Genomic DNA, 15,031 nt, shown 5'->3' on the forward strand with positions numbered 1-15,031 from the left:
TTGACCTGCGGATCCATCGCCATCGGACGGCGCGGGGCGGGGTGCCTCGTTCCGCCCGCCGGGACGCCGCGGGTCGCGGGCGGGCGGTGCCGTACGCGCTGACCTGGGCCGACACAGGTCTGGCCGGGCTTTGCAGCCGTCTCCCAGGGCGATCCAAGTCCGGCCGTCCATCCTCGGTCTGTCAGCTCGAAGACGTGAGGGAGCGGTGATGACGGGGACCCTGGTGGTGTTCGGCGCGGGGGCGCCGCCGGTGCGCGAGGATTGGCGGGTCCACGTGGCCGGGACGCCGGACGGCGACTGGGCGCAGGCGGTCGAGGACTTCCTCGCCGCACCCGGAAGCCCCGCCCGTGCGGTTCTCCTAGGCTACGGCGCCGCCGCCCCGGCCGTCATGGATTTCGCTGACCTCCACCCGGAGCGCGCGGCGGCGGTCGTGGCCGTGGGCGCGCCCGGCGACCTCGACCCGTCCGGCCTGTGCTGCCCGGCCCTCGTGCTGGCCGAGGACGACACCCGGAGCGTGGCCTCGTTCCTGGCCGCGCTCGACCCGGGTGAGGACACCGGCTGCCCCGTCCGGCTGCCCGCGCTCACCCCGGTCCTGCTCAACGATCCCGACGTGATCCGGCAACTGCGCGTGCTGGGTCCGGTCCACCGGGTCAACGCCCCCGGGGTGTCGACCTCGTGGATCCTCACCGGCCACGCCGCGAGCACCGCCGCCCTCGCGGACCCGGCGCTGGCCGGTGAACTGGAGATCACCGCCGGCTTCCGCCTCCAGGGCGAGCTGGAGCACCGCGGCGAGCAGGACCTCATCACGATCGGCGGCGACGAGCACGCCCGGCTGCGCAAGCTGGTCGGCCCGCACCTGACGCCGCGCCGGATGGAGACGCTGACGCCGCGCGTGCGGGCCGCGTGCGAACGCCTGCTGGACGCGCTGCCCGCGCACGAGCCCGTGGACCTGGTGCGCGCCTTCGCCCGCCCGCTGCCGATCATCGTCCTGTGCGAGCTGCTCGGCATCGCCGAGCACGACCGCGACGACATCGCCGACTGGCTGCTGGTGCGGATGAACACCGTGCCGCCGGTGGCCCACGCCGACATCGACGAGCGCCTGCGCGCGCTCATCGCGGACCGGCGGGCGACCCCCCGCGACGACCTGCTGAGCTGGGTGGCCGAGGCCGAGGGCGAGCGCCTGCCGGAGGACGATCTCGTGGCCGCCGCCCGCCTGCTGATGGTGGGCGGGCACCGCGCGCCGACGACCCTGCTGGCCAACGGCCTGGCCGCGCTGCTGCGCGAACGGGAGCAGTGGAAGCGGCTGGTCGCCGAGCCGGCGCTGGCCGAGAGCGCGGTCGAGGAACTGCTGCGCTACGTCACGCCCTTCCCCGTCGGCCTGGCCAGGACCGTGTCCTGCCCGGCCGAGGTGGCCGGCCGGGCGATCCCGCCCGGTGACCTCGTGGCCGCCTCCCTCGTGGCGGCCAACCGCGACCCGGCCTTCTTCGACGAGCCCGACGAACTGGACATCGGCCGCGCCCGCAATCCACACCTGGCCTTCGGCCACGGGCACCACTTCTGCCTGGGCGCCGCCCTGGCCAGGATCCAGGCGCGCGTCGCCCTGGAGACGCTGGCCCGCCGCTTCCCCGGCGTCGACCTCACGCACGACGCCCGTGACCTGCACTACCGGCAGAACCGCGTGCGCTACCTGCTGGAACTCCCCGTCGTCCTCAGCCCGCGCTAGGAGCCCGTCCCATGGACGCGACCATTCCCCAGCTGCTCGCCTACTGCCAGGCGGACCCGTTGTTCTTCGAGCCGCCGTGGCGCATCGCCGACGGTCCCGCGCGCTTCGCCACCGCCCGCCGCGACCTGCCGGAAGGCTGGCGGCGGAGCGAGAAGGAGCTGTGGGTCGTGCTGCGCCCGCCCGTCGGGGAGCTGCCCGAACAGGGGTGGAAGATCCACGTCTCGGCCACCGCCGGTGACGCCGAGCGGGTGTGCGACCTCGTCGTGGAGCACTGCCTGGCGCGCGGGATCGCGGTGAAGTTCCTGCGCGGCGCCGCCGCGGTGCGGCTGCTCAACAGCAAGTACGCCGAGCGCGGCAGCAGCGGCAAGCTGCTCACCCTCTACCCGGCCGATGAGGACGAGCTGAGCCGCGTGCTGCCCGAGCTGGAGGAGTTGCTGCGCGGGTTCGCCGGGCCGTACGTGCTGACCGATCTGCGCTACGGCGAGGCCCCGGTCTACGTGCGCTACGGCGCGTTCCGCCCGATGACCTACGTCGGCGCGGACGGCGAGACCGTCTACGCGATCCGCGACCCGGACGGCGCGCTGGTGCCCGACGACCGCAGCCCCGCCTTCACCGTGCCCGAGTGGGTACGGGTGCCCGAGGTGCTGGCCGGGTCGCTGGCCCGCCGCGGCCAGGGCGGCGCACAGGACTTCCCTTACCAGATCGAGCGCCCGCTGCACTTCTCCAACGGCGGCGGCGTGTACCTGGCCCGCGACAGGGAGTCCGGCGGATATGTGGTGCTCTCCGAGGCGCGCCCGCACGCCGGTCTCGACCGCGACGGCACCGACGCGGTCGCCCGGCTGGCGCGCGAGCGCGAGGTGCTGAAGCGGCTGGACGGCCTCGACTGCGTGCCCCGCGTCCTGGACCACCTGGTGATCTGGGAGCACCACTTCATGGTCGAGGAGTACATCGAGGGCAAGACGCTGATGGAGGAGGTCTTCGACCGCTATCCGCTGGCCGGGCCCGACCCGACGCCGGAGGACGCGGCCGCGTACACGCGGTGGGCGGTCGGCGTGCTCGCCAAGGTCGACCAGGCGCTCACGGCCGTGCACGCCAGGGGCGTGCGCTTCACCGACCTGCACCCGGGCAACGTCATCGTGCGTACGGACGGGCGGGTGGCGCTGATCGACTTCGAGATCGCCTGCGACCTGGCCGACCCGCACCGGCCGGGGCTGGCGGCGCCCGGATTCGCCGCCCCGGTGGGGCTGAGCGGGCGCGAGGCCGACCGGTACGTGCTGAACTGCCTGCGCCAGTGGGTGTTCCTGCCGATCTCGCCGCTGCAGGAGCGCGACCGGGTCAAGCTCTCCAGCCTGACCGACGTGATCACCGAGCACTTCCCGGTGCCGCCGGGGTTCGGCCCCCGAATGCTCAGGGGGTTCGGACTGAGCGCCGGGATGGACGAGCGGGCCAGGATGTTCGACGACCCGTCCTGGCCGGAGATCAGCGACTCGATCACGGCCGGGATTCTGGCCGCTGCCACGCCCGATCGGCGCGACCGGCTCTATCCGGGCGACCCCCGGCAGTTCGTCTCGGGCGGGCACACCGTGGCCCACGGCGCCGCCGGGGTGCTCTGGGCGCTTCGCTCCGTGGGGTCGCCGGTGCCGGAGGAGCACGTGGACTGGCTGGTGGCCGCCACCCGCGCGGCTCCCGCCCGGCCCGGACTGCTCGACGGCCTGCACGGCGTCGCGGTGGTGCTGGACGAGCTCGGCCGCGGCGAGGAGGCCGCGCGGACGCTGGCCCGCGCCAGGGCGGCCGAGCCCGGCTGCGTGGCCGCGGGGCTCCACGGCGGGCTGGCCGGCGTCGGGATGAGCCTGCTGCACTTCGGGCAGGCCGAAGCGGCCGTCGCGGTGGGCGAGCGGGTCGCCGCGGCGGCCGACGGCTGCGAACGCGGCGGGCTCCAGCACGGCCTGGCCGGCATCGCGCACTTCTTCCTGCGGCTGCACGAGACCACCGGCGACGAACGCCACCTCGACCGGGCGCTGAAGGCCCTGCGCCGGGCCGTCGAGCACGGGCAGGTCCTGCCGGACGGCGGCTTCCAGCTCCTGGAGGACAACCGCTACCACGCCTACCTCGGCACCGGCGGCAGCGGTCTCGCCCTGGTCGTGTCGCAGTATCTGGCCCGGCGGGACGAGCCCGGCTTCGCCGAGGTGATCGACGGAGCGCGCCGATCGTGCCGCGCGCCGTTCGTCCGGCACCCGTTCCTGTTCATGGGCCGGGCCGGCACCATCGCCGCCCTCCACCACCTCGGCCTGCCCGAGGACCGGCCGGTGATCCACGACCACGTGCGCAGGCTCGCCTGGCACGCCCTGTCCTACCGAGGCCATCTGGCCTTCCCCGGCAACCAGCTGCTGCGCCTGTCCATGGATCTGGCCACGGGCACCGCCGGTGTGCTTGCCGCCCTAGGCGTCGCGTTCGGCCTGAACGCGTCGGTCATCCCCGCCGTCGACCTGCGTGCACCCGCGGTCGAAGGCGCCGGAAGGAGGTGAAGGAAATGGCATTCGTCCTTGAGCTCCAGGCGCTCAACGCCCCCAAGGCTCTCACGGCGCACCCGTGCTACAGCCACGTCACGTCGTACGCAGGCACCTGCTGATCGACACCGGTGCCGGGGATCGGGCAGTGATCCCCGGCACCGGCCACGGAAAGGTTCCCCATGGACAGTAGTTTGCCCCTCGTCGGCGTCGAGACGCTTCGCGACATGGACGCGCTGCGCCGGATGAGGGAGGCCGGTCCGGTCCACCACGTCGACATGGGCGGCAGGGAGCCGGGCTGGATCCTGACCTGCCACGAGGACGCCGCCAAGGCGCTGGTCGACCCCAGGCTGCGCGGCGACGCGCCCCAGGCGCAGGGGCCGGAGAAGGAGCTCGCCGACGAGGAGGACCTGTTCTTCCTGCCGGGCGAGCAGCACGCCAGGCTGCGCCGGATGATCTCCCGTCAGCTCACCCCGCGCCGCGTGGCCGGGCTGCTGCCGCGCATCCAGCACGAGGCCGACCTCCTGCTGGACGCCATGCCGGCCGGCGAGCCCGCCGACTTCATCGCCGCGTTCTCCCGTCCGTTCCCCGTCGCGGTGCTGTGCGAGCTGCTGGGCGTCCCGCCCGAGGGCCGCCGCCACATCCGCGACTACGTCTTCGGCTGGATCGCCGAGGCCGGCGTGGGCACCGTGGTCACCGAGAGCGCGGGCGTCGCCATGGCCGGCTACCTCAAGGAGCTCATCGCCGAGCGCCGCGCCGCGCCGCGCGACGACCTCATCAGCGCGATGTCCGCCGCCGGCCCGCGCGACGTGCTCTCCGCGGTACGGCTGCTGCTCGTCGCCGGCCACCGTCCCGTCACCCGCCTGCTGACCGAGGGTGTGGAGATCCTCCTGAGCCGCCCGCCCGGCCTGGTCGAGGACCCCTCGCGGCTCGACCCGACCGTGGAGGAACTGCTCAGGCTCATCACCCCCACCGCCCTTTCCTCCAGGTACGTCAAGGAGAGCCTGGAGATCGGCGGCGTGGAGTTGCCGGAGGGCGGCGGCGTCCACTGCGTGCTCGCGGCGGTCAACCGCGATCCGGACCGCTTCCCCGACCCGGACGCCTTCGCCCCGGACCGCCCGGCCAACCCGCATCTCGCCTTCGGCCTCGGCCACCGCCACTGCCTGGGCGCCGCCCTGGCCAGGGCGGAGGCCAAGGTCGCCGTCGGCACGCTGGCCCGGCGCTTCCCGCGCATGCGGCTCGCGGCCGACCAGGGCCCGGCTCCCACCCGGGCGGGCACCAGGAAGCTGCTCGTCGTCCTCGACCCTGGAGACCCGCTGTGACCATCCCCGACCGTCCCCTGGAGATCATCTGGGACATCACCTACGCCTGCCCGCTGCGGTGCGTGCACTGCTATTCGGAGTCCGGCCGGCGGCCCAGCCGCCAGCTGCGCCGCGACGACCTGCTGCGCATGGCCGACGCCATCGTCGCGATGCGCCCCCACGGGATCTCGATCGCCGGCGGCGAGCCGCTGCTGGTGAAGGAGCTGTTCGAGGTCACGGAGCGGATGACGGCGGCGGGCATCCAGGTGGCGCTGTTCACCGGCGGCTGGACGCTGCGGCCCGAGATGGTCGGCGACCTGGCCCGCGCCTTCTTCCGGGTGAGCGTCAGCGTCGACGGGGCCACGGCGGAGGTGCACGACCGCGTCCGCGGCCGGCGCGGCTCCTTCGACCGGGCCCTGGGGGCGCTGGCCATGCTGGACGGGGCCGGGCCCGTGTTCGGCATCGACTACGTCGTGGTGCGCAGCAACTTCCGGCAGATCGAGCAGGTGTGCACGGAACTGGTGCCGCGCTTTCCCGGGCTCGGGTTCGTCTCCTTCGGGGCGGTGGTGCCCGAGGGGCTGGCCAGCCGTACCGGCTTCGCCGAGCACGAGCTGCTGACGGAGGAGCAGATGGCGGCGATGGGCGAGCCCGCCTTCCGCGAACGGCTGCGCGCGCTGGTCCCGCCGGGCGTGCACGTCACCGCCACCGACAACCTCGCCCTGCAGATGCATCCCGACCGGATCCGCGACGGCCAGTTCTTCCCCGCGCTCCAGATCGAGCCCGACGGCGCCGTACGGGCGATGCCGGCCTACGAGGGCACCGTCGGCAACCTGCTGACCGACTCCCCCGCCGAGCTCTGGCGGCGCTCGGTCGAGCGGTGGCACGACCCGTTCGTGGTCGCCACGCTCACCCCGGTGCGTACCGTGCGGGAGTGGGCCGAGGCCACCCGGCGGATCGACTACCACTTCGCCTCGGCCGCCGACCGCGCGCGTATCGACCGCCGCCCGGCGTTCGCCCAGCTGTGAGGCGGGTTCCGCGTTGAGCGGACGTTGATCCGACGTTGGCAGGCCGCGATTAACCTCCCCGGAAGAGATGGGGAGCAGCTACAGGGTCCGCAGCGTGGCGATCGGTGTCGCCACGCTCGCCGTCATGCTCGCGGCCGTGGGCGCGGCCCGCGCCGCCGGTCAGTGGGCGGGCCTCGGGGCCGCGCTGCTGGCCGGCGCGCTCTTCCAGCCCCTGCACCGGCTGTTCAGGCGCGCCGCCGACCGGCTGCTGGACGGCAGGACCGCCGACGTGCGCGCGCTGGCCGCCACCGCCAGGCAACGCCTCCAGCAGGGCGACCCGCACTCCGGGCTGCGCGCGATCCTGGCGTTGCTGTGCGCCGCGCTGCCGGTGACCGGCGCCGCCGTCGAGCTCGACGACCAGGTCGTCCAGACCGGCACGCTGCCCGCCGCCGCCACCTCGGTGACCCTGGACCGGCACGGCGAGCCGGTCGGCCGGCTGCTCCTCGGGGCCTACACCGGACGGGGCGCGCCCGGCCCGGTCACCACGCGGGTGCTGGCCGCGCTCCTGCCCGCTCTGGCCGACGCCGCCCACGCCGTACGGCTGGCCGGAACGCTCCAACGCGAGCACGAGCGGGCCTCCGCGCTGCGCGCCCAGGAGCGCCGGCGGCTCGGCCGGGACCTGCACGACGGGCTCGGCCAGTCGCTCAGCGGCCTGGCGATGTCCATCCACGCGGCTCGCCTGGCCGCCAGGACCGCCCCGGAACAGGCCGAAGCCCTGTTTATGCGGTTGCTCTCCGCGATGGAGGAGGTGACTATTGAGGTCGGCAGGCTGGTGGACGGCGCGCCCCCACCCCAGCTGGCCGAGCTCGGCCTCCTCAGGGCGATCGAGGCACTCGTCGGTTCCCCGCTCTCGTCGGGGGGCGGCGACCTGGAAGGGTTGCCGCCCGCGGTGGAGCTTGCGGTCTACCGCATCGTCCAGGAGGCGGTGACGAACGCGCATCGGCACGCGGCGGCGACCTCGGTCACCGTCGCCGTGGAGCGATGCCGGGACCGGCTGTTCGTGCGGGTCCGTGACGACGGTCGCGGGCTGCCCGCCCTGCCGCCGGCGGGCATCGGTCTGCGGTCCATGCGCGAGCGGGCCGCCGAGCTCGGCGGCTGCTGCGTGATCCGGCACGCGGAGGGAGGCGGGACGATTGTCGAAGTCGATCTACCCCTGTGAGGTTCCCACGTCCACCCGGCTGAGCTTTCACATCCTTGGACCGTTCCAGGCCCATCGCGACGGCACCGCCCTCGACCTGGGCGGGCTGCGCCAGCTCGCGGTGCTGGCCCGGCTGCTGGTGGCGCGGGGGCGGGCCGTACCGGCGAGCCTGCTCGTGGACGAGATCTGGCCGGGACGCCCGCCCGCGCAGCCGCTGGCCAGCATCCAGGGGTACGTCTCCCGGCTGCGCCGCGCCCTTGAGCCCGACCGGCCGCCGCGCCAGGAGGCCACGGTGCTGGTCAACGCGCCGCCCGGCTACGCCCTGCGGGCCGGCGCCGAGCAGGTCGACGCCTGGCGCTTCGAGTCCGAGGTACGCCGCGTCCGCGACGAGCCCCGACAGGTCTGGACGTCCATGGAGGCGGCCCTGGCCCTGTGGCGCGGACCGGCGCTGGCCGAGCTGGCCAACCTTCCCTGGGCGGCCACCGAGGCCGCCCGGCTGGAGGAGCTGCGACTGGTGGCCGTGGAGCGCCACGCCGACGCCGGGATCCGGCTGGGCATGGGCGCGGCGCTCGTTCCCGATCTTGAGGCGCACGCGTGCGCCCACCCGCTGCGCGAGGAGGCTTGGCGGCTGCTGGCCTCCTCGCTCTACTCCAGCGGCCGCCTGGGCGACGCGCTCGGCGCGCTGCGCAGGGCCCGCGCCTTCTGGCGGGAGGAGCTGGGGCTCGACCTGTCGGCGGAGCTGCGCGCGCTGGAGGCGGACTTCCTGGCTCAGCGTCCTGCCGGGGGGCCGTGGCTGCCCGAGCAGCGGCGCGCGCCCGAGCGTGCGGCGCCGCGGGTGCTGATCGCCGACGACCAGGCGCTCGTACGGGCGGGGCTGCGCGTGGTGCTGGACGCCGAGCCCGACGTGCGCTTCGCGGGTGAGGCCGCCGACGGGGAGGAGGCGGTGACGGCGGTGCGGGCGCTCAGGCCGGACGTGGTGCTGCTCGACATCCAGATGCCGCGCCTGGACGGCCTGGCCTCCGCCCGCCGCATCCTGGCCGGCCCACGACCGCCGAAGGTGATCATGCTGACCACGTTCGGCAGCGACGAGAACCTCTACGCGGCGCTGCGGGCGGGGGTGAGCGGGTTCATACTCAAGACCTCGCCGCCCGAGCAGATCGTCGCCGCCGTGCGCGCGGCAGCGGCGGGGGACGCGCTCATCGACCCGGCGGTCACGACCCGCCTCATCGCCTCCTTCGCGTCCTTCCCCTCCTCCGATTCCTTCGTGGCGCCGCCTGAGCCCGCGGGAGGGCCGGTGGGCGGGCTCGACGGGTTGCCGCCGGGGCAGCTGAGCGTGCTGCGCCTGGTCGCGCGGGGGCTGAGCGACCGGCAGATCGGCGAGGTGATGGGCGTCGCCGACGCCGGCGCGATGGTCGGCGAGCTGCTGGCCCGGCTGGGCCTGCTCGACCGCGCCCAGCTCGTCGTGCTCGCCTACGAGTCGGGCCTGGTCACACCGGGGGGCCGATGAGCGCATGGAGCCGATGGGTGGCCGTCGCGGCGGCGGCGCTGACGTTCGCGGCGCTGGTGATGCGGGCGTTGCTGCCCGGCGCGTGGTCGCCCGACGTGCCGCTGCTGCCGGACTACGCCGCCGGGCTGGCCTTCCCCGCGCTGGGGGCGTTCCTGCTGCGCCGCCGTCCCGGTCATCTGCTGGCCCGGCTGATGTGCGCGGGCGGGCTGGCCTGCGCCGTGCGGATCGGCGCCGAGACGGGCATGCTCACCGCGGCCGCCGCCGGTGACCTCGAACTGGCCGCGCTGCTGCGCTATCCGGCCGCGATCGGCCGCGTGGTGGGCGGCATGCTGCTGGCCGGGCTGCTGCCCGCGTACTCGCCGGACGGGCGGCTGCCCTCGCCGCGCTGGCGGCCGGTGGTCGCCTTCGCGGTGCTGGTGACGGCGCTGGAGTGCGTACGGGCGGTCGTCCGGCCCACGCCGCCGCCCCAGACGCTCCGCTGGCCCGCGCCCATCCCCAACCCGCTCGCGATCGAGGCGCTGGCTCCGGTCGACGGCCTGCTGCGTGACGTCACCGAGGTCGGCACGCTGGCGGTGGTCGTGGCCGGGTTGTTCTCGCTGGCCCTGCGGGCGCGGGGGGCCGACGCCGCGCTGCGCCGCCAGCTCGCCTGGCCGCTCGGGGCCTTCGCCCTGTATGTCGTCTGCCTGCTGGCCGGACCGGCGTTCTGGGCGGCGTGCCTGGTCGCGACGGCGCTCGTGCCGATCGCCATCGTCGCCTCGGTGCTGCGCCACCAGCTGTTCGGCATCGAGGTGCTGCTCGGCAAGGCGCTGGTCGGCGCGGGGGTGGCGGGCGTGGTCAGCGTCGCCTACCTGGCCGCCTCCGGTGCGGCCAGCCTCGTGGTCTCCGGCCGCGGCCAGGTCGCCGGGCTGGCCGCCGCGCTCCTGGCGGGCGCCGCCTTCCAGCCTTTGCGGGTACGGCTGCGCCGCCTCGTCGACCACGCCATGTACGGCCCCCACGGCGACCCGCACCGCCTGGCCAGGCGCCTGGCCGCCGAGGTGGGCCGCGCCGACACCGACCAGGCGCTCCGCGCGGCGTTGCGGGTGACGGCCGACGGGCTCGCGGTCCGCGGACTGGCCGTCCGCATCCGCCACGGCGCCACGATCGCGATCGGCGAACCCATCCAGGTGGGCGACGCCGACACCATCGGCCGGCGGGCGGACGGGAAGGCGCGGGGCGGGCGCCGCGCGGGCGGGGTGCGGGCGGCGGGCAGGGAGTTGCCGCTGGTCTGGTACGGCGAGCCCGTCGGCACGCTGGTCATCGGCCCGCCGGGCGCCAGGCAGTTCACCGCCGACTACGCCGAGGAACTGCTGTGGGCGGCGGCGCCGTACATCGCCGACTGCGCCCACGCCGTGCGGATGCGCGACGACCTGCGGCGCTCGCGCGAACGGCTGGCGGCGGCCAGAGAGGAGGAGCGGCGGCTTCGTGACGGCCTGCGCGCCGAGCTCGACCGGGCGCTCGAAGGCGTTCACCGGTCGCTGCGGGAGGCGGGCACGAGCCTGCGCAGTTCGCCGTCGGCGGCCGACCGGCTGCTCGGCGACGTGGGCACGGACGTGCACGACGCGGCCATGCGGGTACGCGCGCTGCTCCACGGCCTGAGCGGCGAGGCGGACGCGGCGCCCCGTCGCTAGCCGCCCCTCGTGTCATCGCTCCAGGGTGCCGGAGGTGACGAGGGCGACGATCCGGGTGCCGGGGGCGAAGGCGCCGTGCCGTACCAGATCGAGGACGCCGTAGAGCATCTTGGCGACGTAGACCTTCTCCACGCCGTGCTGGGCGGCGAAGGCGTCGAGCTCGGGGGTGGTCTTGGCGTAGCCGCCGAAGTGGTAGCCGGTCTCCAGACTCCAGTTGGGCCGGACCCGGCCGTAGGCCTCGTGCTGCAGGCGCTCCACCTCGCCGGCCAGGAAGCCGCCGCCCTTCAGGACGGGGAAGCCGATCGCCCGCCGTCCCTCGGGCAGCCCGGCGGAGATGCCGGCCAGCGTGCCTCCGGTGCCGACCGCGCAGCAGATCACGTCGTACGGCTCGCCGATCTCGCCCGGCAGCTCCGCGCAGCCGCGTACCGCCGCCGCGTTGCTGCCGCCCTCGGGCAGGATGGCCACCTCGCCCCACCGCTCGCGCAGCATCTCCTGTACGGCCGGCGTGTGCTTGAGCCGATAGGTGGCCCGGTCGAGATAGCCGAGGCGCATGCCGCACGAGACGGCGTGGGCGAGGCAGGGGTTGAGCGGCAGGCGCTGCTCGCCGCGGATGATCCCGATCGTCTCGATGCCGCGTTCGCGCCCCGCGGCGGCCACGGCGCGGATGTGGTTGGAGTAGGCGCCGCCGAAGGTGAGGATGCGAGGGTGGCCGAGGTTGTACTTCAGCTTGCGCGGTTTGTTGTCGTCGGCCTTCAGCATGACCCGTACCGAGCCCAGCGACGGATCTGCCAGCGTGCGCATGGCGCTAGTCTACGGACGGACCGTTGTTGAGGAGTGTTCGATTATGCGGGTTACTGAAGCTTTCCGTGCGGCGTTCGGCGCCGATCCCCGGACCGTCTGGCACGCGCCCGGCCGGGTCAACCTGATCGGCGAGCACACCGACTACAACGACGGCTTCGTCCTGCCCTTCGCGGTGCCGTGGGGCGTGACGGCCGCGGTCAGCCCGCGCGCGGACGGCGTCGTGCGCCTCCTGTCGCTGCAGGCCGAGGGCGGCCCGGTCACCCGCGGGCGGCTCGACGACACCCGGGGCTGGGAGCGGTACGCCGCCGGTGTGCTGGCCATCCTCGGCGACCGGGTGCGCGGCGCCGACATCGCCGTGGACGGCGACGTGCCGCAGGGCGCGGGGCTCAGCTCCAGCGCGGCGCTGGAGGTCTCGGTCGGCTCCGCCGTCAACGAGGTGTACGGCCTGGGCCTGACCCCCATGGAGATCGCCCTGATCGGCCAGAAGGCGGAGAACGACTTCGTCGGCATGCCCTGCGGGATCATGGACCAGGCGGCGTCGGCGCTGTCGAAGGAGGGCCACGCGCTCTTCCTCGACTGCCGCTCGCTGGCCTCCCGCAACGTCCCGCTCGACCTGGCCGCCGACGGCCTGGAGATCCTCATCATCGACACCCGCGCCCACCACGAGCTGGCCGACGGCGAGTACGCCAAGCGCCGGGCGGAGTGCGAGTCGGCCGCGCGCACGCTGGGCGTGGCCGCGCTGCGCGACGTCACCGACCTGGCCGACGCGCTGGGCAGGCTCTCGGGCGACGAGCGCAAGCGGACCATGCACGTCGTGACCGAGAACCACCGGGTCGAGGCGCTCATCGGGCTCCTGCGGGCGGGCAAGGCGGCGGAGATCGGCGCGCTGCTCAACGCCTCCCACCTGTCGCTGCGCGACCAGTTCGAGGTGACCGTGCCCGAGCTGGACGTGGCGGCGGAGGCCGCGGTGCGGGGCGGCGCCCGGGGGGCCCGCATGACCGGCGGCGGCTTCGGCGGCTCGGTGATCGCCCTGACCGCCGCCGACCGCGTCGAAGCGGTTCAGCGCTCGGTCACCGCCGCGTACGCGGAAAAGGGCTGGCAGGAGCCCCGCTACCTGCGCGCCACCCCGGCACAGGGCGCCCGCAAGCTCGCCTGAGCATCACTCTATGTATCCATAAGATCACCGAGTTTTCGATTTTGTGGGACAAATCCTCGCCTGTCGGTAAAGGATGTGAACTGCTGCGGAAACGGGGCGGTGTGGAGAGGGCACCGCCACGAGGACGTCAGGCCGGCCCGGAACCGGCCGGGCGATCCGTGTTGCGGAATGCGTTGGTTCACTGCGTGCGTACCTGGATCAGGTCCCTGCGTCCCTTCGACGCCGTCTCCATCCACACGATCATCGAGCGAACGGTCGACCTCCGCGAAGCGGAGCGTTTCATCAGGCTTTTCCACGCCGAGAACCCCGGCTCCGGCGACCTGCTGTCCCGCCTGCGCCAGGTGGTCACCGACGTGGCCCGCCACGGCACCTACACCCACACCCCCGAGGAGCTCCAGTTCGGCGCCAGGGTCGCCTGGCGCAACAACGACCGCTGCATCGGCCGCCTCTACTGGCGTTCGCTCAAGGTCCGCGACCGGCGCACGATCTCCAGCGCCGAGGGCGTGGCCCTGGAGTGCGTCGAGCACCTGCGCCAGGCCACCGGCGACGGCAGGATCCGGCCCACGATCACGGTGTTCGCCCCCGACGCGCCCGCCCGCCCCGGTCCGCGCATCCTCAACGAGCAGCTCATCCGGTACGCCGGCCACCGCGCCCGCGACGGCTCGGTCATCGGCGACCCGCGTGCCGCCGAGCTGACCGCGCTGACCCGCGAGCTGGGCTGGCGGGGCGGCCTGGGCCGCTTCGACGTGCTGCCCCTGGTCATCCAGCCGGGGTTCGGGGAGCCGTTGTTATGCCACCTGCCCGGGGACGCGGTGCTGGAGGTGCCGATCGAGCATCCGGAGTACCGGTGGTTCGCGGATCTGGGGCTGCGGTGGCACGCCGTACCGGCGATCTCGAACATGTGCCTGGAGATCGGCGGGATCTGCTACCCGTGCGCGCCCTTCAACGGCTGGTACATGGGCGCGGAGATCGGCGCGCGCAACCTCGCCGACGCCACCCGCTACGACCAGCTTCCCGTGGTGGCCGAGCACCTCGGTCTCGACACCTCGACCGAGCGCTCGCTGTGGCGTGACCACGCGCTGGTGGAGCTGAACGTGGCGGTGCTGCACTCCTTCGACCGGGCGGGGGTGACGATGACCGACCACCACACCGAGTCACGCCGCTTCCTCACCCATCTGGAGCGTGAGGAGAAGGCCGGGCGGGTCTGCCCGGCGGACTGGTCGTGGATCGTCCCGCCGATCTCGGGGGCGGCCACGCCGGTCTTCCACCGGTACTACGACCAGTCCACGCTGACCCCCGCCTACGTCCCCCGCCATTGAGCGGGGTCCTTGCGCGCGCGCCCTAGAACATGATTCGGTTGCGGTATGCCGGAACTCGTTCTCTCCTCGCTCGACCAGGGTGTGCTGACGCTGACGTTCAACCGACCCGAACGCCTCAACGCCTGGACCGACGCGCTCGGCCGCCGCTACTTCGACCTGCTCGAACAGGCCGAGAAGGACACCGCGGTACGCGCCGTCGTCGTGACCGGAGCGGGCAACGGCTTCTGCTCCGGCGCCGACTTCCAGACCCTCACCGCGCTGCGGACCGGCGACTACGACGAGACCCCGGACCCCCGCCCCACCACCTTCCCCACCACGATCCGCAAACCGGTCATCGCCGCGGTGAACGGCGCCTGCGCCGGGCTCGGCATGGTCCACGCGCTCGTCTGCGACCTGGTCTTCACCGCGGCCGAGGCCAAGTGGACCACCGCCTTTCCCCGGCGCGGCCTGGTCGCCGAGTACGGGCTCTCGTGGATCCTGCCCCGGCTGATGGGCCAGCAGCGGGCCATGGACGTGCTCCTGTCCGGCCGCGTCTTCACCGGCGCCGAGGCGTACGAGATGGGCCTGGTCAACCGTGTCCTGCCCGCAGGCGAACTGCTGGCGGGAGCCCAGGCGTACGCGCGCGAACTCGCCACGCACAGCTCACCCGCCTCGATGGCCGTCATCAAGCGCCAGGTGTGGAACGACTGGGACGTCACCCTGGAGGCCTCCGCCAAGACCGCCGTGCAGGAGATGCTCGCCTCCTTCGGCCGCCCCGACTTCGCCGAGGGCGTCGCCAGCTTCCTCGAACGCCGCGACCCCGACTTCCCGCCCCTCTAGCTCCACGTCGAGGGGTCCTCCGCGCGCTG

11 protein-coding genes are annotated in these 15,031 nt (G+C 74.1%); 10 read left to right on the forward strand and 1 reads right to left on the reverse strand.

Going from position 1 to position 15,031, the window contains the following annotated elements; genetic code table 11:
• The first annotated feature begins 208 nt into the window (after window positions 1-208).
• The 7 genes from ACIBHY_RS49640 (at window position 209) to ACIBHY_RS49670 (ending at window position 10,907) form a co-directional block, all read left to right on the forward strand.
• Window positions 209-1,723, forward strand: coding sequence for a cytochrome P450 (locus ACIBHY_RS49640; protein WP_397310452.1), 1,515 nt, complete (start codon window positions 209-211; stop codon window positions 1,721-1,723).
• Between the two features lie 11 nt (window positions 1,724-1,734).
• Window positions 1,735-4,248 (forward strand): class III lanthionine synthetase LanKC, encoded by a 2,514-nt coding sequence (lanKC, locus tag ACIBHY_RS49645; protein WP_397310453.1) that lies wholly within the window; start codon window positions 1,735-1,737, stop codon window positions 4,246-4,248.
• Between the two features lie 164 nt (window positions 4,249-4,412).
• Window positions 4,413-5,552 carry a cytochrome P450 gene (locus ACIBHY_RS49650; protein ID WP_397248887.1) on the forward strand — a complete coding sequence of 380 codons (1,140 nt, stop codon included), beginning with the start codon at window positions 4,413-4,415 and terminating at the stop codon, window positions 5,550-5,552.
• The gene (locus tag ACIBHY_RS49655) at window positions 5,549-6,556 is read left to right on the forward strand and encodes a radical SAM protein (RefSeq protein WP_397310454.1); all 1,008 of its coding nucleotides are present in this window, start codon (window positions 5,549-5,551) and stop codon (window positions 6,554-6,556) included. Before ACIBHY_RS49650 ends, ACIBHY_RS49655 begins: the two co-directional genes overlap by 4 nt.
• A gap of 94 nt (window positions 6,557-6,650) precedes the next feature.
• Window positions 6,651-7,754: a sensor histidine kinase gene (locus ACIBHY_RS49660; protein ID WP_397310455.1), complete on the forward strand. Its 1,104-nt coding sequence runs from the start codon at window positions 6,651-6,653 to the stop codon at window positions 7,752-7,754.
• The gene (locus ACIBHY_RS49665) at window positions 7,729-9,240 is read left to right on the forward strand and encodes a BTAD domain-containing putative transcriptional regulator (protein ID WP_397310456.1); all 1,512 of its coding nucleotides are present in this window, start codon (window positions 7,729-7,731) and stop codon (window positions 9,238-9,240) included. Before ACIBHY_RS49660 ends, ACIBHY_RS49665 begins: the two co-directional genes overlap by 26 nt.
• Window positions 9,237-10,907 (forward strand): sensor histidine kinase, encoded by a 1,671-nt coding sequence (locus ACIBHY_RS49670; protein ID WP_397248879.1) that lies wholly within the window; start codon window positions 9,237-9,239, stop codon window positions 10,905-10,907. The genes ACIBHY_RS49665 and ACIBHY_RS49670 overlap by 4 nt, the downstream gene beginning before the upstream one ends.
• A gap of 12 nt (window positions 10,908-10,919) precedes the next feature.
• Here the strand turns inward: ACIBHY_RS49670 and ACIBHY_RS49675 are convergent, their stop codons facing one another.
• Window positions 10,920-11,708 carry a 1-aminocyclopropane-1-carboxylate deaminase/D-cysteine desulfhydrase gene (locus ACIBHY_RS49675; protein ID WP_397248877.1) on the reverse strand — a complete coding sequence of 263 codons (789 nt, stop codon included), beginning with the start codon at window positions 11,706-11,708 and terminating at the stop codon, window positions 10,920-10,922.
• A 43-nt stretch (window positions 11,709-11,751) separates the two neighbouring features.
• On the opposite strand from ACIBHY_RS49675, the gene galK reads away from it, so the two are divergent.
• From galK to ACIBHY_RS49690, 3 genes are all read left to right on the forward strand, one after another.
• Entirely contained in the window at window positions 11,752-12,864 is a 1,113-nt protein-coding gene (galK, locus tag ACIBHY_RS49680; protein ID WP_397248875.1) for a galactokinase, read from the forward strand.
• A gap of 185 nt (window positions 12,865-13,049) precedes the next feature.
• A complete protein-coding gene (locus ACIBHY_RS49685; RefSeq protein ID WP_397310457.1) occupies window positions 13,050-14,183 on the forward strand; it encodes a nitric oxide synthase oxygenase in 1,134 nt (377 codons plus the stop codon).
• Between the two features lie 45 nt (window positions 14,184-14,228).
• The gene (locus ACIBHY_RS49690; RefSeq protein WP_397310458.1) at window positions 14,229-15,002 is read left to right on the forward strand and encodes an enoyl-CoA hydratase-related protein; all 774 of its coding nucleotides are present in this window, start codon (window positions 14,229-14,231) and stop codon (window positions 15,000-15,002) included.
• The last annotated feature ends 29 nt before the right edge of the window (window positions 15,003-15,031 follow it).

Source organism: Nonomuraea sp. NPDC050547 (assembly GCF_044457345.1).
Taxonomy (GTDB): domain Bacteria; phylum Actinomycetota; class Actinomycetes; order Streptosporangiales; family Streptosporangiaceae; genus Nonomuraea.

Excerpts from the sequence above, each read along its gene's own strand:
- ACIBHY_RS49640 (WP_397310452.1), top strand. The coding sequence starts at position 209 with ATGACGGGGACCCTGGTGGTGTTCGGCGCGGGGGCGCCGCCGGTGCGC.
- ACIBHY_RS49690 (WP_397310458.1), top strand. The coding sequence starts at position 14,229 with ATGCCGGAACTCGTTCTCTCCTCGCTCGACCAGGGTGTGCTGACGCTG.
- ACIBHY_RS49650 (WP_397248887.1), top strand. The coding sequence starts at position 4,413 with ATGGACAGTAGTTTGCCCCTCGTCGGCGTCGAGACGCTTCGCGACATG.
- galK (WP_397248875.1), top strand. The coding sequence starts at position 11,752 with ATGCGGGTTACTGAAGCTTTCCGTGCGGCGTTCGGCGCCGATCCCCGG.
- lanKC (WP_397310453.1), top strand. The coding sequence starts at position 1,735 with ATGGACGCGACCATTCCCCAGCTGCTCGCCTACTGCCAGGCGGACCCG.
- ACIBHY_RS49670 (WP_397248879.1), top strand. The coding sequence starts at position 9,237 with ATGAGCGCATGGAGCCGATGGGTGGCCGTCGCGGCGGCGGCGCTGACG.
- ACIBHY_RS49675 (WP_397248877.1), bottom strand. The coding sequence starts at position 11,708 with ATGCGCACGCTGGCAGATCCGTCGCTGGGCTCGGTACGGGTCATGCTG.